Genomic DNA, 26,935 nt, shown 5'->3' with positions numbered 1-26,935 from the left:
GAGAAGAACCTGTAGTGAAGTGCAAGACGCAAGTCGAGCACAGCGTTATAGGGTCAAGTGAATAAGTGCATGTGGTGGATGCCTTGGCGATCACAGGCGATGAAGGACGTGCAAGCCTGCGAAAAGCTGCGGGGAGCTGGCAATGAAGCTTTGATCCGCAGATGTCCGAATGGGGAAACCCGGCCCGTAAGGGTCATCCCTGGCTGAATACATAGGCCAGAGGAGGCGAACCGAGCGAACTGAAACATCTAAGTAGCTCGAGGAACAGAAATCAACCGAGATTCCCAAAGTAGTGGCGAGCGAACTGGGAGTAGCCTGCACGACTAAACCATTTACTTAGCAGAACGGTCTGGAAAGTCCGGCGATACAGGGTGATAGCCCCGTATGCGAAAAGTAGATGGCGGGTCTGAGCGTGCGACAAGTAGGGCGGGACACGTGAAATCCTGTTTGAAGATGGGGGGACCATCCTCCAAGGCTAAATACTCGTGATCGACCGATAGTGAACCAGTACCGTGAGGGAAAGGCGAAAAGAACCCCGGGAGGGGAGTGAAATAGATCCTGAAACCGCATGCATACAAACAGTGGGAGCCTCGCAAGGGGTGACTGCGTACCTTTTGTATAATGGGTCAGCGACTTACGTTCAGTAGCGAGCTTAACCGAATAGGGGAGGCGTAGCGAAAGCGAGTCTGAATAGGGCGATTCAGTTGCTGGGCGTAGACCCGAAACCAGATGATCTATCCATGGCCAGGATGAAGGTGCCGTAACAGGTACTGGAGGTCCGAACCCACTAGTGTTGAAAAACTAGGGGATGAGCTGTGGATAGGGGTGAAAGGCTAAACAAATCTGGAAATAGCTGGTTCTCCCCGAAAACTATTTAGGTAGTGCCTCATGTATCACTCTCGGGGGTAGAGCACTGTAATGGTTGGGGGGGTCATTGCGATCTACCCCGCCATAGCAAACTCCGAATACCGAGAAGTGCGAGCATGGGAGACAGACGGTGGGTGCTAACGTCCATCGTCAAGAGGGAAACAACCCAGACCGCCAGCTAAGGCCCCCAATGCGTGGCTAAGTGGAAAACGAGGTGGGAAGGCATAGACAGCCAGGAGGTTGGCTTAGAAGCAGCCATCCTTTAAAGAAAGCGTAATAGCTCACTGGTCGAGTCGTCCTGCGCGGAAGATGTAACGGGGCTCAAGCCACGAGCCGAAGCTGCGGATCTCGAAAGAGATGGTAGGGGAGCGTTCTGTAAGTCTGCGAAGGTGTCTGGTAACGGATGCTGGAGATATCAGAAGTGCGAATGCTGACATGAGTAGCGATAAAGCGGGTGAAAGGCCCGCTCGCCGAAAGCCCAAGGTTTCCTACGCAACGTTCATCGGCGTAGGGTGAGTCGGCTCCTAAGGCGAGGCCGAAAGGCGTAGTCGATGGGAAACAGGTCAATATTCCTGTACCAATCCATGATGCGATGGGGGGACGGAGAAGGTTATAGCAGCCGGGTGTTGGACGTCCCGGTTTAAGCAGGTAGGCGTGCTGCGTAGGCAAATCCGCGCGGCTTAGCCGAGATGTGATGACGAGGAGCCACGTGCTCTGAAGTGCTAGATACCACGCTTCCAGGAAAAGCCTCTAAGCTTCAGTCATGGATTGACCGTACCGCAAACCGACACAGGTGGGCAGGATGAAAATTCTCAGGCGCTTGAGAGAACCCAGGAGAAGGAACTCGGCAAATTGATACCGTAACTTCGGGAGAAGGTATGCCCCAAGTAGGTGAAATCCCTCGCGGATGGAGCCCAAAGGGGTCGCAGAGAATCGGTGGCTGCGACTGTTTAATAAAAACACAGCACTCTGCAAACACGAAAGTGGACGTATAGGGTGTGACGCCTGCCCGGTGCCGGAAGGTTAAGTGATGGGGTGCAAGCTCTTGATCGAAGCCCCGGTAAACGGCGGCCGTAACTATAACGGTCCTAAGGTAGCGAAATTCCTTGTCGGGTAAGTTCCGACCTGCACGAATGGCGTAACGATGGCCACACTGTCTCCTCCTGGGACTCAGCGAAGTTGAAATGTTTGTGAAGATGCAATCTCCCCGCGGCTAGACGGAAAGACCCCATGAACCTTTACTGTAGCTTTGCATTGGACTTTGACGGGACTTGTGTAGGATAGGTGGGAGGCTGTGAGACGTGGTCGCCAGATCACGAGGAGCCATCCTTGAAATACCACCCTGGTGTCGTTGAGGTTCTAACCTAGGCCCGTGAATCCGGGTCGGGGACCGTGCATGGTGGGCAGTTTGACTGGGGCGGTCTCCTCCTAAAAGGTAACGGAGGAGTTCGAAGGTTCGCTTGGTACGGTCGGACATCGTACCTAAAGTGCAATGGCAAAAGCGAGCTTGACTGCGAGACTGACACGTCGAGCAGGTGCGAAAGCAGGACATAGTGATCCGGTGGTTCTGTATGGAAGGGCCATCGCTCAACGGACAAAAGGTACTCTGGGGATAACAGGCTGATTCCGCCCAAGAGTTCACATCGACGGCGGAGTTTGGCACCTCGATGTCGGCTCATCACATCCTGGGGCTGTAGCCGGTCCCAAGGGTATGGCTGTTCGCCATTTAAAGTGGTACGTGAGCTGGGTTTAAAACGTCGTGAGACAGTTTGGTCCCTATCTGCCGTGGGCGCTGGAAGTTTGAGGGGGCCTGCTCCTAGTACGAGAGGACCGGAGTGGACATACCTCTGGTGTACCGGTTGTCACGCCAGTGGCATCGCCGGGTAGCTAAGTATGGAAGAGATAAGCGCTGAAAGCATCTAAGCGCGAAACTCGCCTCAAGATAAGACTTCCCGGGGACTCGATCCCCCTGAAGGGTCGTGGAAGACCACCACGTTGATAGGCTGGGTGTGGAAGTGCAGTAATGCATTAAGCTAACCAGTACTAATTGCCCGTGCGGCTTGACCCTATAACCGTGTGCTCAGCAAAACCTTGCATCGCACCGGTGACCCAAGTGCCTCGCGCACCGCAATCACCCCACCTTTACTTCTTCCACATGGGCGCGCAACCGCACCGCGCGCGACCATGAAAAGCTTCAGCCTGGTGCCCATAGCGCTGTGGAACCACCCCTTCCCATCCCGAACAGGACCGTGAAACGCAGCCGCGCCAATGATAGTGAGCAATCCGCTCGCGAAAGTAGGTCAGCGCCAGGCTACCCCTCTAAACGCCCGATCACCCTCCCGTGATCGGGCGTTTGCATTTGTGCATCCCCAGTGCGCATCCCGATCACGCCCCCCCCTGCAGCCGCCCCCCTCACCAACACTAGGCGAATAAACTAAACAAACTGAACCGATCCCTCGCCCCTCAGCTTCCATGCCCCTCCAAACACCCTCACAGCAAAACACACCCCCTCGCGCCTTCTCCGCAATCGAACGACTCCACGGCAACGGATCCCACCAAATAATCAGAAAATCAACCCTACTCATCGCAGGCATCGGCGGCGTAGGTTCGTGGGCGGCGGAGGCGCTGGTCCGACACGGTATCGGGCAGATCATTCTGGTGGATCTGGACAATGTTGCCGAATCCAATATCAATCGGCAGCTGCAGGCACTGCCGAGTACGATGGGCATGGCCAAGGTCGATGCGCTGGGCGAGCGACTGGCCTCGATCAATCCAGAGTGCGCCATCCAGCGCATAGAGGATTTTATGACGCCTGACAATGCGGCCGGTTTGCTCGCATGCAGGCCGGATGCGGTGCTCGACTGCACCGACCAGACCTCGGCCAAGGTCGCAATGGCCGAGCACTGCCACCTACTGCAGCTCCCGCTGTTCATGGCCGGCGCAGCGGGCGGGCGTTCCGATCCGACCTGTGTCCGTCACTCAGACCTGGGGGCCACGCAGGGCGACGCACTGCTCGCGCGCGTGCGCTCTCTTCTGCGTCGCAACGGACGGATGTCGCTCGCGCGCAAGGACCGTTTCGGAATCCGCGCGGTCTATTCCACCGAGCCGATGCGCCGCCCCCAGGAGGGCAGCTGCAGCACCAGCGACGGTCAGGCGCCGCAAGGCCTCAACTGCGCAGGTTATGGATCAAGCGTCTGCGTAACCGGTACCTTCGGATTCGCGCTCGCTGCGTGCGCCATCGACCATCTGCTCGCACGCGGGACAGCGCGTGACACACAAACACGCTAGAATCCCTCAGCGTTTTGCCAATAGACGCATTCCCTTGTCTGCCTGACAAGAGGGAGTCGAACTCCCCTTCCGGAAATCCTCACTTGCCTGCCTGTATTGGTGTCTCTCAGCTTGAGCGACGGGCTGTCGCTGGAGAACTGTTTGAACACTGAAGTTGAATTTTCCGGGCTCGGCCTTGCCGAGCCTTTGCTGCGCGCCGTTTCCGAACAAGGTTACTCGCATCCCACCCCGATCCAGCAGAAGGCCATTCCACTGGTCATGGAGGGCCGCGATCTGCTCGCAGCCGCCCAGACCGGAACCGGCAAGACCGCCGGCTTCACGTTGCCCATCCTGCATTCGCTGCTGCAGCGTCCGGTAAAGGTCCAGCCAGGACGCCCTCGGGTTCTGGTCCTGACGCCGACACGTGAACTGGCGGCCCAGGTCGAGGAATCGGTCCGGACGTACGGGGCGCACACCTCGCTCCGCTCCATGGTCATGTTCGGTGGTGTCGGCATGAATCCCCAGTTGCAGGCCTTGAAGCAACGCATCGACATTCTGGTCGCGACACCCGGCCGCCTGCTGGATCATGCGGGTGAGAAGACGCTGGATCTGTCGGGGATAGAAATCTTTGTTCTTGACGAAGCCGATCGCATGCTCGACATGGGCTTCATTCGCGACATCCGGAAGGTGATTGCCGCGCTGCCCGCGAAGCGGCAGACCTTGCTGTTCTCGGCCACCTTCTCCGCCGAGATTCGCACCTTGGCGCACGGACTGCTGAAGGACCCCGCCGAGGTCGAAGTCGCGCCACGCAACACCACCGCGGAACGCGTTGACCAAGGCGTGTATCTGGTGGATCAGAAGCAGAAGCGACATCTGCTTGCGCACCTGATTTCGGCCGGAAACTGGTCCCAGGTGCTGGTGTTCACGCGAACCAAGCACGGCGCGAACCGACTTGCCGAACAACTTGAGAAGCAAGGAATATCGGCCGCCGCCATCCACGGGAACAAGAGCCAGAATGCGCGTACGCGTGCGCTGGCCGATTTCAAGTCCAATGCGCTGCGCGTACTGGTTGCCACCGACATCGCAGCGCGCGGTCTGGATATCGATCAGTTGCCGCACGTGGTGAACTTCGAGCTGCCCAATGTGGCGGAGGACTATGTCCATCGGATCGGACGAACCGGACGTGCGGGCGCCAGCGGCGCCGCAGTGTCTCTGGTTGATCGTGAAGAAGCCAAGCTGCTGACCGCAATCGAGAAGCTGACTCGCCAGACCATACCGCGACTTTCCGCGCAAGGATTCGTGCCGGTTACCGCCGCCGCAGACGAAGCGGAACGTGCGCCGCGGCCGCCGGCACGACCGCGCCAGGAATCGCGAGGGCGCAACGATGCGCGCGTGACAGGCGGGCAGGCACCGGTGCGTCCGGCCGCCAGCGCAGGCGCGCGTTCCTCCGGTGAGCGAGCCGCCCAGCCGCGTCGCTCCAATGCGAATCCGCGTCAGGGCGGCGATGGCCGGACGCGGATTCAGCCGGATATGAGAACCGAATCGTCGGGAGGGGCTGTGCCGAAGGCGGCGGATCAGCCACGCCGCCCGGCTGCCGCGTTGTTTACGCCGCGCAACCGCGGTGGGCAGCGCTGAACGGAACACGCCCTAAGTGATGCGCGCGCCGGACACTTCATCGCACGATGCCGCGCTGCATGTGCTCAAGGAAGTGTTCGGTCACGCGGCCTTCCGTGGTGCCCAGGGCGAGATCGTTACGCACCTTGCCGGAGGCGGCGACGCGCTGGTCCTCATGCCGACAGGCGGTGGCAAATCGCTGTGTTATCAGGTGCCCGCGCTGCTCAGGCAGGGTACCGCGGTCGTCGTGTCGCCGCTGATCGCGCTCATGCAGGACCAGGTAGCGGCGCTCACGCAGCTCGGCGTGCGTGCCGCATTCCTGAATTCGACACAGGATCTCGAGCAGGTCAGGCAGGTCGAGCGCGGTCTGCTCGATGGTTCGCTCGATCTGCTCTATGTCGCGCCGGAGCGACTCAACACGCCGCGGCTGCTCGACATGCTCGATCATGTGCGACCGGCGCTGTTCGCGATCGATGAAGCCCATTGCGTCGCGCAGTGGGGGCATGACTTCCGTCCGGAATACCTGCAGCTTTCGGTGCTGCATGAGCGCTTCCCGCAGGTGCCGCGGATCGCGCTCACCGCCACCGCCGATCCGGCCACCCGTGCGGAAATCATCGATCGGCTGTCCTTGCATGACGCACGGGTGTTCGTATCCAGTTTCGACCGGCCGAACATCCGCTACACCATTGTCGACAAGGACGATGCGCGCAAGCAGTTGCTTCGCTTCATCCGCAACGAGCATCCGGATGAGGCGGGCATCGTGTACTGCCTGTCGCGCAAGAAGGTGGACGAGACAGCCGAATGGCTGTCGGCACAGGGGCTTAAGGCGCTGCCTTACCACGCCGGTATGGACGCCGCGACGCGGGCGGCACATCAGGCGCGCTTCCAGCGCGAGGAGGGGCTGATCGTCGTGGCGACGATCGCCTTCGGCATGGGCATAGACAAACCGGACGTGCGCTTCGTCGCACACCTCGATCTGCCGCGATCGGTCGAGGGCTACTACCAGGAGACCGGTCGCGCCGGACGTGACGGCGCGCCGGCGGACGCCTGGATGGCATACGGGCTGGCCGATGTGGTGCAGCAGAGACGCTTCATCGAACAGTCGGAGGGGAGTGAGGCTTTCCGCAGACTGTCAGGCGCCAAGCTTGATGCGCTGCTCGGCCTGTGTGAAACCGCGCAGTGCCGTCGCGTGCATCTGCTCGCCTACTTCGGCGAACAGGGCGAACCGTGCGGCAATTGCGACAACTGTCTCAACCCACCGGAAACATGGGATGCCACGATTGCCAGCCAGAAGGCGCTGTCAGCCATATACCGCACCGGACAGCGCTTCGGTGCCGGCCATCTGATCGATGTGCTGCGCGGCAAGGACAGCGAGCGCATCCGTCAGTTCGGGCATGATGCCCTGAGCGTGTTCGGCATCGGCAAGGCGGAGGACGATCACCACTGGCGCGGCGTGTTCCGCCAACTGGTGGCGCTGGGCATCGTCCGCGTGGACCACGAGGCCTGGGGAGCGCTGCGGCTCACGGAAGCCGCGCGGCCGGTACTGCGCGGCGAGCAGCTTGTCATGATGCGCCGGTTGAGCGCACGGCAGCGCGATGCCTCCACCCGCAGAACACGGCCGGCCGCGCCGCTGTCCATGGCGGGCGTGAACGGCGGTCTGATGAGCGAACTCAAGGCATGGCGACTGAACGAGGCTCGTGCCCAGTCACTGCCTGCATACGTCATCCTGCACGACAGTACGCTCGCCGAACTTGCACGCGAAATGCCGCATGACCTGGAGCAGTTGGCCGGGATTTCCGGCATGGGTACCCGCAAGATAGAACGCTATGGCGACGCACTGATGGCCTTGATCAGGCGTCACGTGACGGGTTGATGCTGCACTGCAAAAGTGCAGGTGAGTGCGAATGCGCATACTCGGTGCAGGATTTCAGCCAGTCCTCGCAGGGTTGCTTTTCATAATCAACAGCTTGTTCTCCGCTCGAAACCGGGTCCATATATTGCATAGTGCATCAGTGACCAGGTAATCCGAGCAGGAGGCAGTCATGCGGTGCATCAAACAAACCCTGTTCTTCATTCTTGCAGCCGGTTGCATGTCCTTGGCCCACGCGGCACCGTCGTGCGAACCCGGCGTCGATCCGGCACTGGACGAGTGCGCACTCAATCCGGGCGGCGCTGAAGCGCGGGAACGCAAGTGGTCCTATCCCTATCCAGAACTGTTCGGCGACGTGGGCTCCGGTACGTCGCTGACGGTCGCATCCTCCCTGCTCTTGCTGTTCGCTGCCCGCGCCCGCGCGCGCTGAGTCGGGGCGGCCATGGCCGCGCTGCGTTGCGTCATGCACTTACGGGATGGCGGCAGCAAGTCGAATCGATTGCGACCCCTCGTCAGGGAACGGCCTCGATCCAGATGAAGCCGTCCCGGTTGGGCATGCGCACCGCGGGCAGGGAATGAGCATCCAGTGTCGCGTCGCGTTCCAGGACGCCATTGAGATACAGCAACCACGCACACAGCGCATAGACTTCGTCCGCGTTCAGGGTGGCTGGCGCGGTCATCGGCTTGGCACGACGGATGTAGTCGAACAGTGTCGTGGCATGGGGCCAGTAGCTGCCTATGGTCTTGTCGGGATGGGGCACGGTGAGCGGGCGCTGCGCGCCGGCCAGCTCTTCCGCACTTCCGCCTCGGCCATCGCGACCGTGGCAGGCAGCGCAATGCTGCGCGAACAGCCTTTCTCCGCTGGCGACGTCGCCGCTTCCGTCCGGAAGGCCTCGCCCGTCCGGAAACACATTCCATCGCAGTGCGGCGATGTCGTGGTCCGCGACCGGGATGCCGAGGCGGGGCGCCTGCGCAACGGGCACAGGCTGGGCACAGCTCGCCGTCAGCGCCACGGCGCAGGCGATACCGAATCGCTCAATAGGTGTGCGCAACACTGCCATCTTCGTCAACTGCCCAGCTCACGATGCCGTTGTAGTGGAAGTATCCGGAGCGACCGCGTTCGGCGATCAGTGCGGCGCGTGTCGGTTGCACATGGCCGTGCTCGTCGCTTGCACGACTCATCAGTACCGCAGGGCGCCCGTCCCATCGCCACGGGATGCGGAAGCGGGTAAAACAGCGCGCCAGTACCGGCGTCTGCAGAGCGGCGACCGCCCAGCTCCTGCCTCCATCCGCCGATACCTCGACTTTGCGTATGCGCCCGTGGCCGCTCCATGCGAGGCCGCTCACCTGGTAGATGTCCGGCCGCGGCAGCGTGTGGCCGTGGGATGGAGAGGTGATGAGCGACTTGCACTCCATCGTGAAGGTGAACTGCCGGGCCTTTCCCGACGGCATCAGTTCGGTGTACTTCGATGTTTCGTTGCGTGCCATGACCGGCTGGTCAGCCAGTTCCAGTCTCTGCAGCCATTTCACGTGCAGTACGCCCTCCCAGCCGGGAACGATGAGCCGCATCGGATAGCCGTTCTCCGGGCGCAGGCGCTCACCGTTCTGGTAAAGCGCGACCAGACAGTCGTCCCGCATCTTGGCCAGCGGAATGCTCACATTCATCGCCCCGGCATCGGCGCCCTCGGCGATGATCCATTTGGCTGTCGGCTGAACACCGGCTTCGTCCAGCAACAGCGAGACCGGTACGCCAGTCCATTCTGCACAGGACACCAGTCCGTGCATGGACCCTGCGGGACGCTGCATGGGTTCCGTATGCCAGCCCGCATTGCTGTTGCCGCCACACTCGATGAACAGCATCTGCGAATGCATCGGATAGCGCAACAGTGACTTCACCGTGAAGGACAGCGGCTGCTCGACCTGTCCGTGCAGGGTCAGGCTGTGTCGCGCCGGGTCGATGCGGGGTACGCCATTGTGATGACGCTCGAAATGCAGGCCGTTCGGCGTGATCACGCCTTCGAGCTCGTCGAGTGGCGTGAACGACACGCCATTGCCCGCTACGGCCCGATTGGCGCCTATCCGGCGCGTGGTTCCCCTTTCCGTCTGGGCTGGCTGGCCATAAGCGGAAAACGGTGCTCCCGGCTCGTGCAGCCAGGCCGGGTCTTCGCCCTGCGCCGGCTGCGTTGTGCCCGCACCGACGGCCGTCGCGAACACCATGCCGCGACGCAGGAAAAGTCTTCGATCAAGCAATCCGCCGCCAGCTCCTTCAGGCATGTCGGCCGGTGCTGCGGGGCGCGATTTCATAGGGGCGATCGGAAGTCCGCCTCGGCAATGGATCAGAGAAAGAGCGTGAGTACGCCAGTGTAGCCATACAACTGGTCATGGGAGATTTCCCCGCCCGCGAAGAAGCCCGCGACCGGCAGACCGGGAAACACTTCATCCAGCATCTGCGCTTCGGCATTGTCATCGCCGAACATCTGCATGCCGCGTGCCGCGCAGGACACGTAAAGCCCGGCAAGCGGAGGATGCTCAAGCGAATCGCGCAGGTCGGCGAGCATGCGCCTCATGTCCGCGCGAGCACAATCCGCGTCCCGTCTGAAGAAACGCAGCTTCTGACCGGCTTCCACGCTGTCATTGATGGCGATCAGTCCGTTGTCCGGATCCAGTCCGATCACATTGCGCACCCGGAAGCTTGCATCGTCGCGACCGGTCACTCCCAGACCGGGCAGAATGTAGCGCGCGGCGCGTCTGAGGTCCTGTCCCAGCGAGGTACCGGCGGCCGACAGGAACGCATCCATCGCCGGACGGCCATCTATTTCGCTGATCACGTTGCGTTCGCTGGCAGTCACCGTATGAACGTCGCCGACCGGGCAGCAGCCCTGCGTCAAGCGCGTCGTGACCATGATCTGTTCGGAGAAAGCCACGCCGCTGATGCCTCCGTGCAAGGCGCCATTCGCGAGCATGGGGGCTTGTCCGCGAGCGAGCGCAAGCCCGCCGGTCACGAAGCCGCTCGATACCTTGCTCGCCATGTCGGCGACCAGATCGGCCATGTCGGGGGTCGAAGGGTCTGCGTGAACGATGGCGAAATAGGGCTGCTCGGCATCAGTGTCCGTGCCCTGCGGGTTGGGCAGGCGCTCGCGACCGGAAAACACACGGAAGCTGCCCTCGGGCAGGTTGCCCACCAGCAGGGACATGCCGGTCTGATCCTGAGCGCCCATGCCCTGACCGATGATGCCGACAGAGCTGGTGCCGACCCAGTTCGGAATGCCCGTCAGCTTGACCAGGCGGTCGAACATGTCCTGGACATTGCCACCGTACTGATCCGAGAAGTAGGCGAATCCGAGGCTGGCGCGCCGTGGAATGTCCAGTCCGGACACGGCCAGATCCATGGCGACCGGCCAGTCTTCGTGAAATGCCGAACTGGCGGAAAAACGGATCATCGAATCTCCTCAGCCGCTTTCTTTTCCCGGCGGTACGGGATCGGACGCATCTGCCGGCGAGGCAGGGCTCTGCATCATGGACCAGGGCCACAGGGCCGGGTTGCCGAAGGCCTGCATCGGATTTGCGGAAGATTCGCTGCCGGCGGCGGCTCCGGCAGCACTGGCCGCCATGGACTGCATGGTCGCCAGCGTGGCGCGCTGGACTTCCAGTGCCTGGATACTGGTGTGAAGCATGCCGAGATTCATGCGCAGCCAGCCTTCCACAGCCTTGAGATCGGCGATGCGTTTGTCGAGTTCGCCGACATCCAGCGTGGGTGTGACGAAACCCGGCACCGGAAAGGGCATCTGCCCCCATACCGATCGCAGGAATTCCATCGGGTCGTAATGCGACGAATCGTTCGCCATGTCTTCGCCCCTCGAGGTCCGTGTGCGACAAGCATAGCGCGCACCAGAGGCGGTCGCGCACTCCCGCGCCCAAAAAGAAAACGCGGCCCGGCGGACCGCGTCAAGGGAGACACAACGTGCACAACGCCTTCATTGTCTGCCCGCTGACGGGCGACGACAATCGTCCTTTGGTACTAAGACGGATGTAGCGACGCGACAAGGGGCCGAGCGGGACCTCAGGCCGGCTGTTCCTTCAGCTTGAACTGGATGAGCGTGCGCAGCTTGGCGGGCATGACCGGCTTGAGCAGCAGATGGTGTCCCAGGTCCTTGGCCTGTTCCAGGCGTTCCGGCGTTGCGCTGCCGGTGACCAGGATGGCCGGAATCTCACGGCCGAAGTGTCGACGCACTGCCGCGACCACATCCGGACCGACCTCGCCGTCGCGCAACTGGTAATCGGCGATGATGAGGTCTGGTGGTGCGTCGCGATCGCTCACCTTTCGGAGGGCTTCTTCCCCGCGGCTGGCGAGCACCGTGAGTGCGCCCCAACTGCCGAGCAGTGCGCCCATGCCGTCGACGATGCTTGCTTCATCGTCGATCACCAGGATGCAGCGTCCGCCGAGGTCAGCCTGGCTGCGTTCGCTGCGAACCGCGGTCGCCCGCACCACCGGTGCCCGGCCCATCGGGACATCCACCCGGAACACGGTGCCGCGCCCGGAGCGCGACGCGAGTTGCACGGGATGGCCCAGCAGCGACGCCAGTCGCTGCACGATGGACAGCCCCAGGCCAAGGCCCTTGCGGCGGTCACGTTCGGCATTGGCGAGCTGGACGAATTCCTCGAAGATGCGTTGCTGGTCTTCCGCCGCGATGCCCAGGCCGGTATCCCACACCTCGAAGCGCAGCTTGCCACCCCGAATGCGCGTGCTCACCAGCACACCGCCCTGCGGCGTGTAGCGCATCGCATTCGAAATGAGGTTGCGCAGGATGCGCTCCAGCAGCACCGGATCGCTGCGCACCCACGCGGCACGGGAGCGGATACGGAAGACCAGACCTCGTTCGAAGGCTTCAGGCTCGAAGTCCATGCGCAGACGATCGAACAGTGCGCTCACCGACACGTCGGTCACCTCCGGCTTCACCTTGCCCGAATCGATCTTCGAAATGTCGAGCAGTTCGTTGAAAAGCCCTTCCAGCGCCTCGACCGAACTGCTGATACTGGTCACCAGATTGGCGACCTCCGGCTCGTGCGCCTTGGCCGACAGGGCGGCCGCGAACAGGCCCATGGCGTGCAGAGGCTGGCGCAGATCGTGGCTGGCGGCCGCGAAGAACTGACTCTTTGCGCGGCTGGCCTGATCAGCACGGTCACGCGCCTGGGCCAGTTCCACGTTCTGCGATTCAAGCCGTCGGCTCAGTACCTCGTTCGCATAGCGGCTGCGCAGCGCCCGCTCGATCAACGCATTGAAATTCTTCCCCACTCGCCATAGCGCAATCATCAGCACGCTGATGATGAAGGCGATCAGCAGGTCGTCCCGGCTGCCTTCCCACACATAGCGCGCGATCACCGGAAGCAGGGTGGCCGCAAGGAAGGTGTAGTAGCTGGCCAGGTGCATGGACGTCAGCGCTGCGGCGACGCCGCAGATGGACACCAGCAGGGACATGAGCACGATCTGCTGCTGTGCGGCCGCCGGACTGAAGAACAGCCAGAGCGTGGAGCTCCACAGCACGCCTGAAACCGCTGCGCCCACCAGCCAGTAACGCCCCCAGCGTGGCGCGGCATCGGGGTCGGGATTGGTACGGCGATAGCTGCGCAGAAGCAGCAGTCGCGAAATCTGGTTTGCCATGGACAGCACGAACCACGTGATCACCGTCCATGGCGGGCTGGTGTCCATGACCGCCCACGCCACCAGCAAAGTACCGAGCACCTGACCGCCGAAGGCAGTACCCAGATTCGCATACAGCATCTGGATCTGGGTCGCGAGTACCTCGCGATCCAGAGCCGACTGCTCCTCCGGACTCAGTCGCGCCGCCGCGTCCCCCCGGTCGCGCGTCAGCGACTCTATCGTCGTGCCGGAGGGCGCGAGCAGTTCCGGCGCGGGCGTGCTCACCGAGAGCCACCCGTGGTGCCGAGCTTGAGGCCGATACGGCTTACCGCCAGCACTGCCTGCGTGCGGTTGCTGGCGCCGAGCGCCTTCAGGATGGCGGTGATGTGCACCTTCACCGTGCCTTCGGCCAGATTGAGCTCGCGACAGATTTCCTTGTTCGGCTTGCCCTGCACCATCAGCGTCAGCACTTCGGCCTGGCGTTCGGTCAGACCGATGTCGGAAGCGGTCTGTGACTTGCGGGAACTGTCTTCGACCCGCGGCGAGCCCATTCCCAGCTCACCCACGATGGCCTGACGGGGCACGTAGATGCCGCCCGACAGCACCAGGCGCAAGGCCCCCAGCAGCACCTCATTGGAACTCGATTTCGGAATGAAGCCCATGGCCCCCTCGTCGAGGGCCGCCAGCACGGTGCTCGCATCGTCGAAACCGGACAGTACGACGATGGGCAGGGCCGGATGGGCACCGCGGAAGGTCTGCAGGGCGCTCATGCCGCTGCTGCCAGGCAAGGTCAGGTCAAGCAGTGCGAGATCGAGATCGGGGTGCTGGTCGGCCAGCTTGAGCCCGGATTCGCAGTCGGGTGCGTCCAGCAGCCGGATATCCGCAGCCAGTCCGGGCAGCACGTGACGCAGCGCCTCGCGGATCAACGGGTGGTCATCGACGATCAGGATTTTCATCTGCAGGGGCGGGGGCGACTGACGCGCGCGCAAAAGATGAATGATGGCGCAAAGCGCGCTTTCTGGGAGGATGGATGTATAACTTTAGTCGTAGTCCGCTTGGACGAACTTGATGTGATAACGCGTACGCTTAAACTGCGCATCCCGGCGCGGGAGCCCGTGCCTTGCTCCCGCATGCTCCTGGAGGCATTTTGGCCAGTCTTCTGCTCGTTGACGATCACGTACTGGTGCGCGAGGGTCTGGCGCAGACCATCGCTCGCGCATGTCCCGACTGGACGCTCATCGAGGCCTCGGATGCGGCCCAGGCGCTTTCCATCCTGGATGCAGGCGCGGATATCGACCTGGTGATGACCGATCTGATGCTCCCCGGGATGAACGGTTTTTCACTGCTTGCCACCTTGCGGGAGCGTGATCCGTCGTTGCCGGTCATCGTCGTGTCCGCGCTGGGCGATCGCGCCACGGTTGCCCGGGCGCTGCGCCAGGGGGCGTCGGGTTTCGTGTCGAAGTCGGATTCCGGCGAGCAGCTTGTGCGCGCCCTGCGTGCCGTACTCGACGGCGACATCTACATGCCGTCCGACAAACGGCCGCAGGCGGCGGGCAATCACGGCGCCGCTGCGTCGCTCCACTCCTTGCCGGATGACTTCGGTCTGACCCAGGCCCAGCAGCGTGTGCTCGATCTTTTGGGACAGGGGCGTTCCAACCGCGAGATTGCCGAGTCGCTGGGCCTCGCCGAAGGCACGGTCAAGGTCCATCTGTCGCGCATCTTCAAGGCGATGAAGGTGGGTTCGCGAGCGCAGGCGCTCATCCTGCTGTCGCAACGTCGCGCGCGCAAATGAAAAGAAAAGGGCCGCGAAACGCGGCCCGCTGATGGCGTGTCCGGACAATCAGTGGGTGGCGCCGAGGACCGCTTCGGGTTCCAGAGTGGCGCGCGCGGTGGCCGCCATGTCGGCGCCTTCCATCGCATCCTCGGCGTCGATATCCACTTCTTCGTGATCGATGCGCAAGATGTCCAGCACCGGTGCCGCGACGCGCCGGCAGGCATTTGCCAGTGGCGACGGCAGCGAATCGGGAATGCGCTTCTGCAGCAGCAGCTTGGATGACGAAATCGCGAACACCGGCTCGAGTATGCGATGGTGGTACTTGCCCAGCTGGCTTTCGACCAGCTTGTCGGCGGCCTCCCGTGCCCACGGATTGGTCGGCCACTGCATCGGGACGGCCAGCGCACGCGGGAAGGTTTCCAGGTCCTGCATCACGGTGCGGATATCCTCGTGCGAGTCGCGGAAGGGCAGCAACACGAGGTGGGCGAGACCATAGAGGTGACGATCCATTTCACCGCGATTCGCGCCGCCATCGATCACCCCCATCCACTTGTTAAGCGCCCGTATCTTGTCCACGACCTTGGCCAGCGCATCGCGCGAGCGCGCGTCGGCCGTGAGGTAGCGGCGCCCCTCCGGATCCAGCGGCTCGCGACCGATGTCGGTGAGCACGCACACCGAACGCTGGTCCAGCAATCCGAGGCCCTGACAGAGCATATGCGACAGGGTGGTCTTGCCAGTGCCGCCCTTGTTTCCGATGACGCAGATGATTTCAGCCATGTCCTGATCTCCAGCCTGTGCGGGTGTGAACGTCCATTATTCAGCGATCAGTCCGTGTCCATCGCCGGAAAGTGCAGTGGAATCCGCCCGCAATTCCGCCTCGGGTTCGACCACGGTGCGGCCATTCTTGCCGCGCCGGGCGGCAAATCCGTAGACGTGCAGCGGGCGGGCAGCAGGGTCGTTATCGATCACACGGTCCGCACGCATGCCGGGAATGGTGAAACTGTTGGAAATGAACAGCGCCTGCGGGCGCATTTCGATGGCCGCCTTGCGGCCAAGACGCGGCATGGGCACCGGCGACAGAAAAGCGTATATGACGTCGAAGTCGCCAAGGTCGACCGCCCACAGATCCTGCCGCCGTATGGTCACATTGGGCAGGCCGCGATTGGTCCAGCGGGCGACGAGCCAGGGAAGTGGCGCGTTTTCCACGCCGGTGAAGGTGCAGTCCGGGCGGGACAGCGCAAGCCTGCGCAGCAGGCCGCCGGTGCCGCAACCCAGATCGACCAGATGGATGGCGCGATCCTGAGGCAGCGCCTGCAGCAGGCTGCGCGCAGTGGCCTGGTTGGTCAGGAACAGTGGCACGCGGCTGCGGAAGGTTGACCAGAATACCGCGGCCAGCGCCACGAAGGCGGCGAGATACCAGGCGGGGGCGATAGCCAGCGTGCGGGTGATGACGATCAGCGGCGAGAACAGCAGGTGGATCATCACCCACCAGCGCGGGGCGCGCATTGCCAGCGCGAATGCGCCCGCGATGCCCGCCTGCATGATGACGACCGAACCCAGTCCGGCCGGAGGCGTGATGGTGTAGCGCAGCGCGAACAGCGCGACGATCCAGGAAACGAGCTGTATGCCGAGCGCGCGCAGCAGGTGCATGGGATGCCCCGTCGGAAGGTCACCTTCGAACAGTAGATCATTTGGCGCCCGAATACCCGTGGATAAGCGGGCGCAAACGACGGCAATCCCGGGAGGCGGGCGGAGGTGCGTGCCTTCCGCCCGACCCCGATCAGGCTGTGCGGCGGGTACGGCGGGCCAGCGGCGCGATCAGTGCCAGACCGGCCAGGGACATCGCCCAGCCGGCAGGTTCGGGCACCGGCGTCAGTACGAACAGACGGGAGTTCGGCGTGCCGGAATCTTCCGCGACGAGATAGATGATGCCCTTCTCGTCTATGGTCACTCCTTCGATCGCCTGGTTGGTGATGCCGCTCAGATCGAAGCTGCTCAGCACCTGGCCGCTGCGGTCGATCTCGACCAGCAGACGCGAGTCCAGGCTCAGGATGAGCAGGTTGTCGGCGGCCGAGGTGCCGGCCAGCGCGTCGACCGGCGACAGCGTCTGCACGTCCGACAGGCTGGCCAGCCCGAACAGGGACGTCCCGCTGAACAGCGTCTGCATCGTCGATACGCCACCACCCTGGGCGAAGGTGAGGCCGCCGGCCAGCAGGGCCTGCGGATTGTCCTGCTTGACGCTCACGAAGCTGCCGTCGCGCGGGTCGTAGCTGATCCCCTCGGTGCCGACGTTGCCGACGGTGGCGCCGATGGAGACCGAGTCTGCCTTCGCCAGATCGACGCTGCCGCCCGCGACATAGGTGAAGCGGTAGGCGTCCTGCAGGCGTTCCTCGGCGACCACCAGCACACCGTTACCGAGATAGGTCAGGCCCTCGGCATCGTTGTTGGTGCTGGTTGCCGGCCAGCCGGAGAACTCCATGGACGACAGGACCTGGCCGGTCAGGCTCAGTTCGATCACGCCCAGCCCTTCGTCACCGACGACGAACAGGCTGCCGCGGTCGCGCGCATAGGTGACGGCGGAGGCCTCGAGGCCCAGTTCGCCGAGGCTGTCTATCGTGTAGTTGCCGGTGACCGAGTAGTTGGCGAGGTTGAGCGAGCTCGCCGCGCCTGCGCCGGCAGACAGTGCAGACAAGACGGCAACGGACAGCAGTTTGCGAATCAGAGTCATGATGGTGTGTTTCCCAGATCAGTTGAAGCGGCGGCGCGCGACCGCGGCCACGATGGCCAGGCCGGCCAGCATCAGTGCGTGCGTGGTCGGTTCCGGCACCGGTGCGTAGATGAAGCTGCCCGGGTTGCCGATGTCGCCATTGGACGAGGCGTAGGAGCCGAAGCTGTCGCCCGCGCTGGCCAGTACCCAGCCGGTGGTTACGGTGCTGGGCACGAGGTCGGCGACCACCGACGGATTGCCGCTGGCGTTCTGGGCACGCACGGTGCCGGCGATGGCGTTGTCGCCATAGGTCAGGCGATCGACCAGCGAGCCGGACGCGTCGTACAGATTGATTTCGTCGCCGCGGCCCAGATTGTTCGTGTTGCCACCGATCACCTTGACCGAGGTGTCGAGCGACCAGGCCGCGCGAAAGGCGCTGGCGGCCGCTTCGGTCAGGATGACCGACTGTCCCGGCAGCACGATGCCGAAGGCCGACAGGTCGACCGAGCCGGCGGCGCGCGAGCTGTCGTCGAAGGACCAGCCGGCGAAATCGACCGCGCTGCTGCCCATGTTCGTGAATTCGATGTACTCGCCGGTTTCATCGGCGCCGTTGTACATCCATTCGGTGATCTGGATGTCCGGGCCGGCAGCGAAGGCCGATGAGGTGGCGATGGCCGCGATCAGACCGCTCAGTGTTCTGGTTTTCATGGAAGTCTCCGGGGTAGGAACAACCCGGGCGGCTTGGCGCTTCGCCCGGTGCGACGAAGCTTCCTTATATTCAGCGCAGGCTACCGAAATATGACAGTCCCGCGACGGCGTGTGTCAGGACGCGCCGTCCGGCGCGGTCTGCCTTTCCAGCCAGGTGAGATGGTGCAGGGCGTGCTCGCGGCTGCCGCCACACATGGCCTCGCCCGGTTGCAGCGAGGCACACACGGGCGGTCGCTCCGGATGCCCGAAGATACGGCAGCGCAGCCGCTCGTCGAGCTGTACGCAAGGCACGCCCGCCGGCTTGCCTTCGGGCATGCCGGGAATCGGACTCGATATCGACGGCGCGATGCAGCAGGCGCCACAGTCCGCGCGACAGGCAATGCCATCAGCCATCGAGCGATTCCAGCAGGCGGCGCACCGGCGCTGGCAGCGCGGCTCCTGCGAGTGTGGAGCGGTCCTGCCAGTCCAGCGCGGTGTCCGCGGCGAACGGCGTCGCCGCGCGTACATCGGCGCGGATCGGATACAGATGCAGTTGGAAATGGGTAAAACCGTGCTGTACCGCCGGCAGCGGCCGCAGCGATTCGCTTTGCAGCCCGTGTGCCTGAAGCCATCGCAGTGCTTCGTCGTGCGCAGCGGCCGGTGTGTCTGCGGCCAGTTCGGGCAGGCTGAGCAGTCCGCCCCAGATGCCGTGGCCGGGGCGTCGTTCCAGCAGCACGGCATCCGGCCGCAGCACCAGCAGAGCGTGGCGTTCCCGCAGCGGACGCGCGCGCGCGGGGCGCGGGGCAGGCAGTTCGCGCTCGCGTCCCTGCACATGCGCCACGCAGTCCGCGGCGACCGGACAGGCTGCGCAGCGCGGGCGGTTGCGGGTACAGACCGTGGCGCCCAGGTCCATCAGTGCCTGCGTGTAGATCGCCGCATCCTGCTGCGGCATCCGTTCCTGTGCCAGCGCCCACATGCGCTGCTCGACAGCACGCAGTCCCGGAAAGCCCTCGATGCCGAACACGCGCGCGAACACGCGCTTCACATTGCCATCCAGTATCGGTGCTCGCGCGCCGAAGCAGAAGGTGGCGATGGCCGCCGCGGTAGACCGCCCGATGCCCGGCAGGCTTTCGATGTCCTCCACAGCGTGCGGGAAACGCCCGTCGAAGCGGGTCATGATTTCGCGCGCCGCGCGGTGCAGGTTGCGTGCCCGCGCATAGTAGCCGAGGCCCGACCAGTGCTCGAGCACGCTCGTCTCGTCGGCCTCGGCCAGCCGCCGGAGGGTCGGAAAGCGTTGCATGAAGCGTTGATAGTAGGCGATCACCGTCTGCACCTGGGTCTGCTGCAGCATGATTTCCGACACCCACACACCATAGGCATCCGCGCCCTGCCACGGCAGATCGTGACGGCCGTGCCTGCGCTGCCAGTCGATCAGCACGGCAGCGAAATCCATATCGGTTCCAGGGGTTTTCTGCTTCATCGGTGGAATTGTAGGGGCGGAGGCAAAAGCGGCGATAATCCGGTCGATGATTTCAGCCGCTTTTTCCATGACGCGCCCAATACACGCGGCCGGCCTGTGGCCGGCCGAGCATCGCCCACGCCATCAAGCTGTGTCCTCAGGTGGCCGTCGATGAGCAATCCCGTCCATGACAGCCGCGCCTTTCGTGATGCGCTCGGCCTTTTCGCCACCGGCATCACCGTCGTTACCACGCGAGGCGCCGACGGTGAGCCGGTCGGCCTGACCGTGAACTCGTTCAATTCGGTGTCGCTCGAACCGCCCCTGGTGCTGTGGAGCCTGTCACTCGGATCGTCCAGCGCGCCGCCCTTTCGCACCGCCTCGCATTACGCCATCCATGTCTTGTCGGCGGCGCAGGTCGGGCTTTCGAAGCAGTTCTCGGGCAGCCGCGAACAGCGCTTCAAGGGCTTGCAGACGGTGGAGGGACTGGGCGGCGTGCCACTGCTGGAAGGTTGCCTCGCCCGCTTCGAGTGTCGCAACGATCTGCAGTACGCCGGTGGCGACCACCTCATTTTCGTCGGACGGGTTGAGCGTTTCGAGCGTGGCGCCGGCGAGCCGCTGCTGTATTTCGGCGGCGCCTATCGCGCCATAGGCGCGCCCTGACTCACCACAGGTAGCCCAGACCCAGCAGAAGCGTGGTGTCAGTCGCCTTGCGGCCCGGAGCGGGCGTCCTTTCCCAGTCGGCGTTGAGCTGGGCCGATGCGGTGATGCCGCCGGCGATGGGCAGGCGCACGCCGCTCTTTGTCCGCAGCGTCAGGAAATCCGGATCGGAAAGACTCAGGAAGCCGTCCTGGTCGTGGAACAGCTCCGCGCTGCGATTCATTATCCAGCGCGAGGCGCGCACGCCCCAGCCGAGTGCGGGGTAGTCCTCGTCCATGCCGGCCTCGCGGTCCAGCCGGACATAGTCCAGACCGGAACGCAGCGACAGTTTCGTGGTTTCGTCGTCGTAGAGCTGCCAGCCGTAACCGGCACCGGTCGTGGTCCGCAGGCGTATGTCCTTGAACTTGTCCTGCTGCAGCGATGCGCGACCATAGATGAAGTGACGATCATCGAGGAAATGGTCGTAGTTGCCGTCGAAAAGCCATTGCCGCGCGGTCGACACGCCGCGATCCTCGCGCTTGTCCACCTTCATGCCCAGTCCCCAGCCATAGGTCTTGGCGCGCGCGAGAAGCGAAGCGTCGCCATAGAGCCGCTCATTGTCCGAATTGCCGTTGACGATGGCCGCGGACACATTGGCACGCCCGGAATAACTTACGCCGCGGCCGGACTGCTCCGGCGTGGGGTTGATGAAGACGATGTCCTGTCTTTGCACGACGGTGCGGCCGTCTTCGCTGCTCAACTCGATCCGGTCGCCGCCGGTGCTGCCGAGTCTGGCATCCGGCATGAACGAGCCATCGCGGGTCTGGACCGCCATGGTGTCCTCCGTGAACAGGCTAGACACCTGATCCCAGCGCAGCTTGATCTGACCTGCATAGTCGGTATCGACCACCAGCTCATTGTCAGCCTTGCTCACGATGCGGCCGGTGATGCGGTCGCCGTTGATCATGCGGATCTCGTCGGCCGTGGCGGTCATCGGCAGAGACAACGCGGGCAGTGAAAGGGCGAGGCAGAGCGGCAGGCGGCGCAATCGCATGGGCAATCTCCTGGATTGTGTGGCGTGCGTGACGGCAGGGCCGTCGGACAGGCGCGGTCAGGGAAAAAAGCGGTGGTGCGGGGATGAAGTGAAAAAGGCTTCGGCACATCGTCAGCAAGTCTAGCGACCGGAGCCGCAGCGGGCTGTAGGACTGGGCGAAGCCGAACGGACCGGACAAGGCTTGCAGGCTGGAGCGGGTGAAGGGAATCGAACCCTCGTATGCAGCTTGGGAAGCTGCCGTTCTGCCATTGAACTACACCCGCGCCGATGGGGCAGCGGGCGGATTGTACGCTGGCCCGGGCGCCGCCTCCAGTGGGGACGCAGTTCGGCGGCGGTGCCCGCGGCCTACTGGACTTCTATGGTCGCCCGCATGCCGGCGTCGAACAGGCTGCGCGTGGACATGACGTCCTCGAAGCGACCGGTGCGCACCGGCAGGAACCACCACTCGACGGTGTGGCCGGCGGCGATTTCCATGCGGCGTGTCGGGCCATAGATCTCGGCCACCACCTTGCCGGCGGCATCGAGGGCCACCACCTTGCGCGTATAGACCGCGTCGGCCAGCCCCTGCGAGCCGAAGTACATCGGCCGGTCGGTGGCATTGCTCACCTTGAGCGCATACAGCCGCCCGGTTTCCAGCGTGAGCTGCTCGGGCAGGAAGCGTGGCTTGCCGTCCTCGACCGCCATGCGCAAGGCGACATTGAGCGGATCCTGCTTGCCGAGGTCGCCGGCCGCCAGAGCGGGCGCTGCGGCGAGCAGGGCGGTGAGGGCGATGGCAACAACAGGGCGACGCGCGTTCATTGATCATCCTCCGGTGACAGGCGACAGGCCGGTCATTGGACGGCGCAACGGCATCCGGGTTCTCGACCGCCTCCATGCATAACCCGGTAAACTTGCGGCGTGAGCGAACTTCTTACTTCGATACAACTGAATGGCCGGCTGCATCCGATACAGCCGGGCCAGACCTTGACAGACCTGATCGCGGCCCTGGCGCTGACCGGCAAGCGCATCGCGGTCGAGCGCAATGGCGAAATCGTGCCGCGGGCACATCATGCCGCCACCGTGCTGACGGCGGGCGACCGCATCGAAATCGTCATCGCCGTCGGTGGCGGCTGAAACCTGGAACATCCCATGAAAAAGGACACCCTGAACATCGGTAAGCGCGAGTTCTCGTCGCGCCTGCTGGTCGGCACCGGCAAGTATCGCGATTTCGACCAGACGCGCGACGCGGTCGAGGCGTCCGGCTCGGAAATCATCACGGTGGCGATACGCCGCACGAATATCGGTCAGGAACCGGGTCAGCCCAGCCTGCTCGACGTGCTGCCGCCGGATCGCTACACGCTGCTGCCGAATACCGCCGGCTGCTATACCGCGGACGACGCAGTGCGCACGCTGCGGCTGGCGCGCGAACTGCTCGATGGCCACAACCTGGTCAAGCTGGAGGTGCTGGGCGATGCGGATACGCTGTTCCCGGACATGGTGCAGACGCTGGCCGCCGCCGAAACACTGGTGCGCGACGGCTTCGACGTGATGGTCTACTGCTCGGACGACCCCATAATGGCCAAACGGCTGGAAGAGGTCGGCTGCGTTGCGGTGATGCCGCTGGCCAGCCTGATCGGCTCCGGCATGGGCATCCTGAACCCGTGGAACCTGCGCCTCATCATCGACAACGCGCGCGTGCCGGTCATCGTCGATGCCGGCGTCGGCACCGCGTCGGACGCAGCCATCGCGATGGAGCTGGGCTGCGACGGCGTGCTGATGAACACCGCCATCGCCAAGGCGCAGAACCCGGTGCTGATGGCCAGCGCAATGAAGAAGGGCGTCGAGGCCGGTCGCGAAGCCTTCCTCGCCGGACGCATGCCGCGCAAGCTGTACAGCGCTGCCCCCAGTTCGCCGACCGGCGGTCTGATTAACGGCTGACGTCCGCACCGCGGCGCGCTCTTCCATCACTTTGTGTCCGGCGTCTGCCGGACGCGTCGAACCGCATGGGCCGGACCATGCGGCAGGACTGCTTTCATGAACGAAGAACATACAGATTCCGCCGGTGATGCGGGCGACCCGTCATTGCAGCGCCACATCCGCAGCTATGTGCTGCGCCAGGGGCGCATGTCGCCCGCGCAGATCCGCAATATCGAACAAGGCATGCCGCGCTGGGGCATCGCGCATGCGGAGGCGCCGCTCGATTACGCGGCCCTGTTCGGCCGCGTCGCGCCGGTGGTGCTGGAAATCGGCTTCGGCATGGGCTTCTCCACCGCCGAAATCGCCGCCGCGCGTACCGATACCGATTTCATCGGCATCGAGGTGCACGGGCCTGGCGTCGGCAATCTGCTCAAGTTGATCGCGGAACAGGGGCTGAACAATATCCGGGTGATCCAGCACGACGCGGTGGAGGTGCTGCGCGACATGATTCCGCGCGACTCGCTTGCCGGCATCCATGTCTATTTTCCTGACCCCTGGCCGAAGAAGCGCCATCTGAAACGGCGACTCATCCAGGCGCCGCTGGTGGCCCAACTTGCCTCGCGGTTGGCGCCGGGCGGCTATCTGCACTGCGCCACCGACATCGAGGACTATGCGCAACAGATGCTGGACGTACTGGCCGCCGAACCGCTGCTCGAGAACACCGCGCCGGGTTTCGCACCGCGCCCCGACTATCGCCCGCTCACCAAGTTCGAGGTGCGCGGCATCAAGCTGGGTCACGGCGTGTGGGACGTCATCTTCCGGCGCAGGGGCTGAAGCGCCGGGCCTTTTTCATGGGCGCAACGGAAAGCAGGCCCGGTGAATGCGCCGTTCAAGCGGTGCAGGGAGCGTCCATCGATGCTTGACGCAGCCCGGCCACGTCAGTCCAGGAAGCGCTGCAGCAGTTCGTTCAGGAAGCGCCGGCCGCGCAGCGTCGGCTTGACCAGCCCCGCATCCAGCGTGAGCAGTCCGTCTTCGCGTGCGGCGAGCAGATCCGGCAGCAGGCGGTCCGGCGGCAGGCTGGTGTGGCGACCGAACAGATCGATATGGAAGCCGTCGTTCAGGCGCGCCGCATTCATCATGAATTCGAACGGCAGTTCGGCCGCGCCCACCTCGCGCGATTCCTGGATGAAGTGCCTCGAGGCGGCCGCTTCGAGATAGGCGTTGGGATGGCGTTGCCGCATGTCGCGCCGGATGCGGTCGTGGAAGCTCAGCTTGCCATGGGCACCCGCGCCAATGCCGAGATAGTCGCCGAACTGCCAGTAGTTCAGGTTGTGCTGGCAACGCTGTCCCGGTTTCGCGAAGGCCGATGTTTCGTAGTGCTGGAAGCCGGCATCTGCCAGCGCTGCCTCGATCGCTTCCTGCATGTCGGCCGACACATCGTCATCCGGCAGTGCCGGCGGCGCTGCGGCGAAGGGCGTGTTCGGCTCCAGCGTCAGGTGATAGCAGGACAGATGGGTCACACCGCTGGCCTCGGCGGTACGCAGGTCGAGCAGTGCCTGATCCAGAGTCTGCTGCGGCAAGGCGTACATCAGATCGACGTTCACCCGTTCGAAGGTGTGCAGCGCCAGATCGATCGCGCGCCGTGCCTCGGCATGGTCATGGATGCGGCCGAGTGCGGCCAGGTGAGCATCGTTGAAGCTCTGTACGCCGATCGACAGCCGGTTCACCCCGGCGTCGCGGAAGCCGGCGAAGCGCGCCGCCTCGACCGTGCCCGGATTCGCCTCGAGCGTGATTTCCGCGTCCGGCGAAAGATGCGTGCGCATGCGTACCGCGGTGAGCAGCCGGTCCAGCCCTTCGGCCGACATGAGGCTGGGCGTGCCGCCGCCGATGAACACGGTCTGGATGCGCCGGCCCCAGATGTCCGGCAGCGCGCTTTCCAGGTCGGCGATCAGCGCCTCGATATAGACGGCCTCCGGAATGCTGTCGCGCACGGTGTGCGAATTGAAATCGCAATACGGGCACTTGCGCACGCACCAAGGAAAATGGATGTACAGCGACAGCGGTGGCGGCGTGGTGAAGGAGAGCGCCGCTTCATCGGCAGGCGCGCGCGCGGCCCGTGCCGGATGCAGCGGGATGATGCGGGTCATGGTGTGGCGAGCAGGCGCAGCCGGTCGAGCAGGTGTCGCATGGCCGCAGCGCGATGCGACAGCGTGTTCTTGAGTTCCGCCGGCAACTCGGCTGCCGTCTGGTCAAGCGACGGCACCCAGAAGTGCGGATCGTAGCCGAAGCCACCGTCGCCACGCGCATCGGCGACGATTTCGCCATGCCATTCGCCGTCGGCGATCAGCGGCTGTGGATCGTCGGCCGAACGCACCAGCACGATGACCGAATAGAAGTGAGCGCGGCGATCCGCGACGCCGTGCAGGTCCGCAATGAGGCGGGCGTTATTGGCGAGATCGGATCGGGGTTCGCCGGCGTAGCGCGCGGACAGCACGCCGGGGCGTCCGCCCAGCGCATCGACGCACAGTCCGGAATCGTCGGCCAGCGCCGGCAACCCGGTTTCGCGCGAGGCATGGCGTGCCTTGGCCAGCGCGTTCTCGACGAAGGTGGGCCAGGGTTCTTCCGCCTCGCCGACACCCAGTGCGCCCTGGTTTACCACCTCGATGCCGAGCGGTGCCAGCATGGCATCCAGTTCCCGCAGCTTGCCGGGATTGTTGCTGGCGAGCACCAGTTTCTCGAGTTTCATCGGATCTCCAGCGCGCTGCGCTGCGCCGCGATCAGCGCTGCAATGCCGTTTTCCGCGAGGTCCATCAGCGCATTCAGTTCGCTGCGCGTGAACGGTGTGCCCTCGGCCGTGCCCTGCACTTCGCACAGTCCGCCGGAGGCGGTCATCACCACATTCATGTCGGTGTCGCAGGCCGAGTCCTCGTCGTAGTCCAGATCGAGCACAGGCGTGCCCTCGAAGATGCCCACCGATACCGCGGCCACGAGTTCGCGCAGCGGGTTGGCTGCAAGCAGTCCCTTCGTGACCAGGCCGTTCAAGGCATCGTGCAGCGCGACGCAGGCCCCGGTGATGGCGGCGCAGCGCGTGCCGCCATCGGCCTGCAGCACGTCGCAATCCAGCGTGATCTGGCGTTCGCCCAACGCCGCGAGATCGGTGACCGAACGCAGGCTGCGACCGATCAGGCGCTGGATTTCCTGCGTGCGGCCGCTCTGCTTGCCCTTGGCCGCTTCGCGCGCGCTGCGCGTGTGCGTGGAACGCGGCAGCATGCCGTATTCGGCGGTCACCCAGCCCTGGCCCTTGCCGCGCAGGAAGGGCGGCACGCTCTCTTCCACGCTGGCGGTGCACAGCACGCGCGTCCGCCCGACTTCGATCAGCACCGATCCTTCGGCGTGGCAGGTGAAATGGCGGGTGATGCGCAGCTCTCGCGCCTGGTCCGGCCGGCGGCCGCTGGGTCGGGTCACG

General features: G+C 64.0%; 26 protein-coding genes, 1 tRNA gene and 2 rRNA genes. 11 read left to right on the top strand and 18 right to left on the bottom strand.

Features of this window, described 5'->3' with window-relative positions:
- The first annotated feature begins 51 nt into the window (after window positions 1–51).
- The 6 genes from A3Q7_RS0112590 to A3Q7_RS0112565 all read left to right on the top strand — a co-directional run bounded on the left by A3Q7_RS0112590 (window position 52) and on the right by A3Q7_RS0112565 (window position 8,048).
- Window positions 52–2,935: ribosomal RNA gene (locus A3Q7_RS0112590) — 23S ribosomal RNA — on the top strand.
- Window positions 2,936–3,065: 130 nt separating this feature from the next.
- Window positions 3,066–3,179: ribosomal RNA gene (gene rrf / locus A3Q7_RS0112585) — 5S ribosomal RNA — on the top strand.
- A 160-nt stretch (window positions 3,180–3,339) separates the two neighbouring features.
- On the top strand, window positions 3,340–4,155 hold the full coding sequence (locus A3Q7_RS0112580) for a tRNA threonylcarbamoyladenosine dehydratase (RefSeq protein ID WP_026224780.1): 816 nt from the start codon (window positions 3,340–3,342) through the stop codon (window positions 4,153–4,155).
- Between the two features lie 141 nt (window positions 4,156–4,296).
- Entirely contained in the window at window positions 4,297–5,769 is a 1,473-nt protein-coding gene (locus A3Q7_RS0112575; protein ID WP_040570960.1) for a DEAD/DEAH box helicase, read from the top strand.
- 19 nt (window positions 5,770–5,788) lie between these two features.
- Complete coding sequence (gene recQ / locus A3Q7_RS0112570; RefSeq protein WP_018412246.1) at window positions 5,789–7,621, top strand: DNA helicase RecQ; 1,833 nt, start codon at window positions 5,789–5,791, stop codon at window positions 7,619–7,621.
- Between the two features lie 169 nt (window positions 7,622–7,790).
- Window positions 7,791–8,048: a hypothetical protein gene (locus A3Q7_RS0112565; protein WP_018412245.1), complete on the top strand. Its 258-nt coding sequence runs from the start codon at window positions 7,791–7,793 to the stop codon at window positions 8,046–8,048.
- 82 nt (window positions 8,049–8,130) lie between these two features.
- On the opposite strand, the gene A3Q7_RS0112560 is transcribed toward A3Q7_RS0112565, so the two are convergent.
- The 6 genes from A3Q7_RS0112560 to A3Q7_RS0112535 all read right to left on the bottom strand — a co-directional run bounded on the left by A3Q7_RS0112560 (window position 8,131) and on the right by A3Q7_RS0112535 (window position 14,212).
- Window positions 8,131–8,670: a c-type cytochrome gene (locus A3Q7_RS0112560; protein ID WP_232417970.1), complete on the bottom strand. Its 540-nt coding sequence runs from the start codon at window positions 8,668–8,670 to the stop codon at window positions 8,131–8,133.
- Entirely contained in the window at window positions 8,654–9,892 is a 1,239-nt protein-coding gene (gene soxC / locus A3Q7_RS0112555; protein ID WP_040570959.1) for a sulfite dehydrogenase, read from the bottom strand. The genes A3Q7_RS0112560 and soxC overlap by 17 nt, the downstream gene beginning before the upstream one ends.
- Window positions 9,893–9,954: 62 nt before the next feature.
- Window positions 9,955–11,058, bottom strand: a complete 1,104-nt coding sequence (locus tag A3Q7_RS0112550) for an FIST signal transduction protein (RefSeq protein WP_018412242.1) — start codon at window positions 11,056–11,058, stop codon at window positions 9,955–9,957.
- A 9-nt stretch (window positions 11,059–11,067) separates the two neighbouring features.
- Window positions 11,068–11,463: a PhaM family polyhydroxyalkanoate granule multifunctional regulatory protein gene (locus tag A3Q7_RS0112545; protein WP_018412241.1), complete on the bottom strand. Its 396-nt coding sequence runs from the start codon at window positions 11,461–11,463 to the stop codon at window positions 11,068–11,070.
- 215 nt (window positions 11,464–11,678) lie between these two features.
- Window positions 11,679–13,541 (bottom strand): ATP-binding response regulator, encoded by a 1,863-nt coding sequence (locus A3Q7_RS0112540; protein WP_018412240.1) that lies wholly within the window; start codon window positions 13,539–13,541, stop codon window positions 11,679–11,681.
- Complete coding sequence (locus A3Q7_RS0112535) at window positions 13,538–14,212, bottom strand: response regulator (RefSeq protein ID WP_018412239.1); 675 nt, start codon at window positions 14,210–14,212, stop codon at window positions 13,538–13,540. The genes A3Q7_RS0112540 and A3Q7_RS0112535 overlap by 4 nt, the downstream gene beginning before the upstream one ends.
- A 191-nt stretch (window positions 14,213–14,403) precedes the next feature.
- Between A3Q7_RS0112535 and A3Q7_RS0112530 the strand changes: the two genes are divergently transcribed.
- Window positions 14,404–15,048, top strand: coding sequence for a response regulator (locus A3Q7_RS0112530; RefSeq protein WP_018412238.1), 645 nt, complete (start codon window positions 14,404–14,406; stop codon window positions 15,046–15,048).
- A gap of 48 nt (window positions 15,049–15,096) precedes the next feature.
- Here A3Q7_RS0112530 and A3Q7_RS0112525 read toward each other — a convergent pair whose 3' ends face one another.
- The 6 genes from A3Q7_RS0112525 to mutY form a co-directional block, all read right to left on the bottom strand.
- Window positions 15,097–15,807 carry a P-loop NTPase family protein gene (locus A3Q7_RS0112525; RefSeq protein ID WP_018412237.1) on the bottom strand — a complete coding sequence of 237 codons (711 nt, stop codon included), beginning with the start codon at window positions 15,805–15,807 and terminating at the stop codon, window positions 15,097–15,099.
- A gap of 36 nt (window positions 15,808–15,843) precedes the next feature.
- Window positions 15,844–16,680, bottom strand: coding sequence for a class I SAM-dependent methyltransferase (locus A3Q7_RS0112520; protein WP_018412236.1), 837 nt, complete (start codon window positions 16,678–16,680; stop codon window positions 15,844–15,846).
- A 130-nt stretch (window positions 16,681–16,810) separates the two neighbouring features.
- Window positions 16,811–17,758, bottom strand: a complete 948-nt coding sequence (locus tag A3Q7_RS0112515; protein WP_018412235.1) for an SdiA-regulated domain-containing protein — start codon at window positions 17,756–17,758, stop codon at window positions 16,811–16,813.
- Between the two features lie 18 nt (window positions 17,759–17,776).
- Complete coding sequence (locus A3Q7_RS0112510; RefSeq protein ID WP_018412234.1) at window positions 17,777–18,445, bottom strand: lamin tail domain-containing protein; 669 nt, start codon at window positions 18,443–18,445, stop codon at window positions 17,777–17,779.
- Between the two features lie 114 nt (window positions 18,446–18,559).
- Entirely contained in the window at window positions 18,560–18,838 is a 279-nt protein-coding gene (locus A3Q7_RS0112505) for a YkgJ family cysteine cluster protein (RefSeq protein WP_018412233.1), read from the bottom strand.
- Window positions 18,831–19,904 (bottom strand): A/G-specific adenine glycosylase, encoded by a 1,074-nt coding sequence (mutY, locus tag A3Q7_RS0112500; RefSeq protein ID WP_157278181.1) that lies wholly within the window; start codon window positions 19,902–19,904, stop codon window positions 18,831–18,833. The genes A3Q7_RS0112505 and mutY overlap by 8 nt, the downstream gene beginning before the upstream one ends.
- A 150-nt stretch (window positions 19,905–20,054) precedes the next feature.
- Here mutY and A3Q7_RS0112495 point away from each other — a divergent pair, with 150 nt between their 5' ends.
- Entirely contained in the window at window positions 20,055–20,543 is a 489-nt protein-coding gene (locus A3Q7_RS0112495) for a flavin reductase family protein (RefSeq protein ID WP_018412231.1), read from the top strand.
- 1 nt (window position 20,544) lies between these two features.
- On the opposite strand, the gene A3Q7_RS0112490 is transcribed toward A3Q7_RS0112495, so the two are convergent.
- The 3 genes from A3Q7_RS0112490 to A3Q7_RS0112480 form a co-directional block, all read right to left on the bottom strand.
- Window positions 20,545–21,573 (bottom strand): DUF481 domain-containing protein, encoded by a 1,029-nt coding sequence (locus A3Q7_RS0112490; protein WP_026224775.1) that lies wholly within the window; start codon window positions 21,571–21,573, stop codon window positions 20,545–20,547.
- A 189-nt stretch (window positions 21,574–21,762) separates the two neighbouring features.
- Window positions 21,763–21,836, bottom strand: a tRNA-Gly gene (locus A3Q7_RS0112485).
- A gap of 82 nt (window positions 21,837–21,918) precedes the next feature.
- A complete protein-coding gene (locus A3Q7_RS0112480; RefSeq protein ID WP_018412229.1) occupies window positions 21,919–22,371 on the bottom strand; it encodes a cupredoxin domain-containing protein in 453 nt (150 codons plus the stop codon).
- Between the two features lie 99 nt (window positions 22,372–22,470).
- On the opposite strand from A3Q7_RS0112480, the gene thiS reads away from it, so the two are divergent.
- The 3 genes from thiS (at window position 22,471) to trmB (ending at window position 24,303) form a co-directional block, all read left to right on the top strand.
- Window positions 22,471–22,686, top strand: a complete 216-nt coding sequence (gene thiS / locus A3Q7_RS0112475) for a sulfur carrier protein ThiS (protein WP_018412228.1) — start codon at window positions 22,471–22,473, stop codon at window positions 22,684–22,686.
- Between the two features lie 15 nt (window positions 22,687–22,701).
- Entirely contained in the window at window positions 22,702–23,490 is a 789-nt protein-coding gene (locus A3Q7_RS0112470) for a thiazole synthase (RefSeq protein WP_018412227.1), read from the top strand.
- A 96-nt stretch (window positions 23,491–23,586) separates the two neighbouring features.
- A complete protein-coding gene (gene trmB, locus A3Q7_RS0112465; RefSeq protein ID WP_018412226.1) occupies window positions 23,587–24,303 on the top strand; it encodes a tRNA (guanosine(46)-N7)-methyltransferase TrmB in 717 nt (238 codons plus the stop codon).
- A gap of 104 nt (window positions 24,304–24,407) precedes the next feature.
- Here the strand turns inward: trmB and hemW are convergent, their stop codons facing one another.
- From hemW to rph, 3 genes are read right to left on the bottom strand one after another with little or no spacing between them, the layout of a single operon-like run.
- The gene (gene hemW, locus A3Q7_RS0112460; protein ID WP_018412225.1) at window positions 24,408–25,616 is read right to left on the bottom strand and encodes a radical SAM family heme chaperone HemW; all 1,209 of its coding nucleotides are present in this window, start codon (window positions 25,614–25,616) and stop codon (window positions 24,408–24,410) included.
- Window positions 25,613–26,215, bottom strand: a complete 603-nt coding sequence (gene rdgB, locus A3Q7_RS0112455) for an RdgB/HAM1 family non-canonical purine NTP pyrophosphatase (protein ID WP_018412224.1) — start codon at window positions 26,213–26,215, stop codon at window positions 25,613–25,615. The genes hemW and rdgB overlap by 4 nt, the downstream gene beginning before the upstream one ends.
- Window positions 26,212–26,934, bottom strand: coding sequence for a ribonuclease PH (rph, locus tag A3Q7_RS0112450; protein ID WP_018412223.1), 723 nt, complete (start codon window positions 26,932–26,934; stop codon window positions 26,212–26,214). Before rph ends, rdgB begins: the two co-directional genes overlap by 4 nt.
- Window position 26,935 lies beyond the last annotated feature (1 nt).

The sequence above is a fragment of the Methyloversatilis thermotolerans genome, from assembly GCF_000372885.1.
Taxonomy (GTDB): Bacteria; Pseudomonadota; Gammaproteobacteria; order Burkholderiales; family Rhodocyclaceae; genus Methyloversatilis; species Methyloversatilis thermotolerans.
This window is presented reverse-complemented; position numbering and strand designations above follow the sequence as displayed.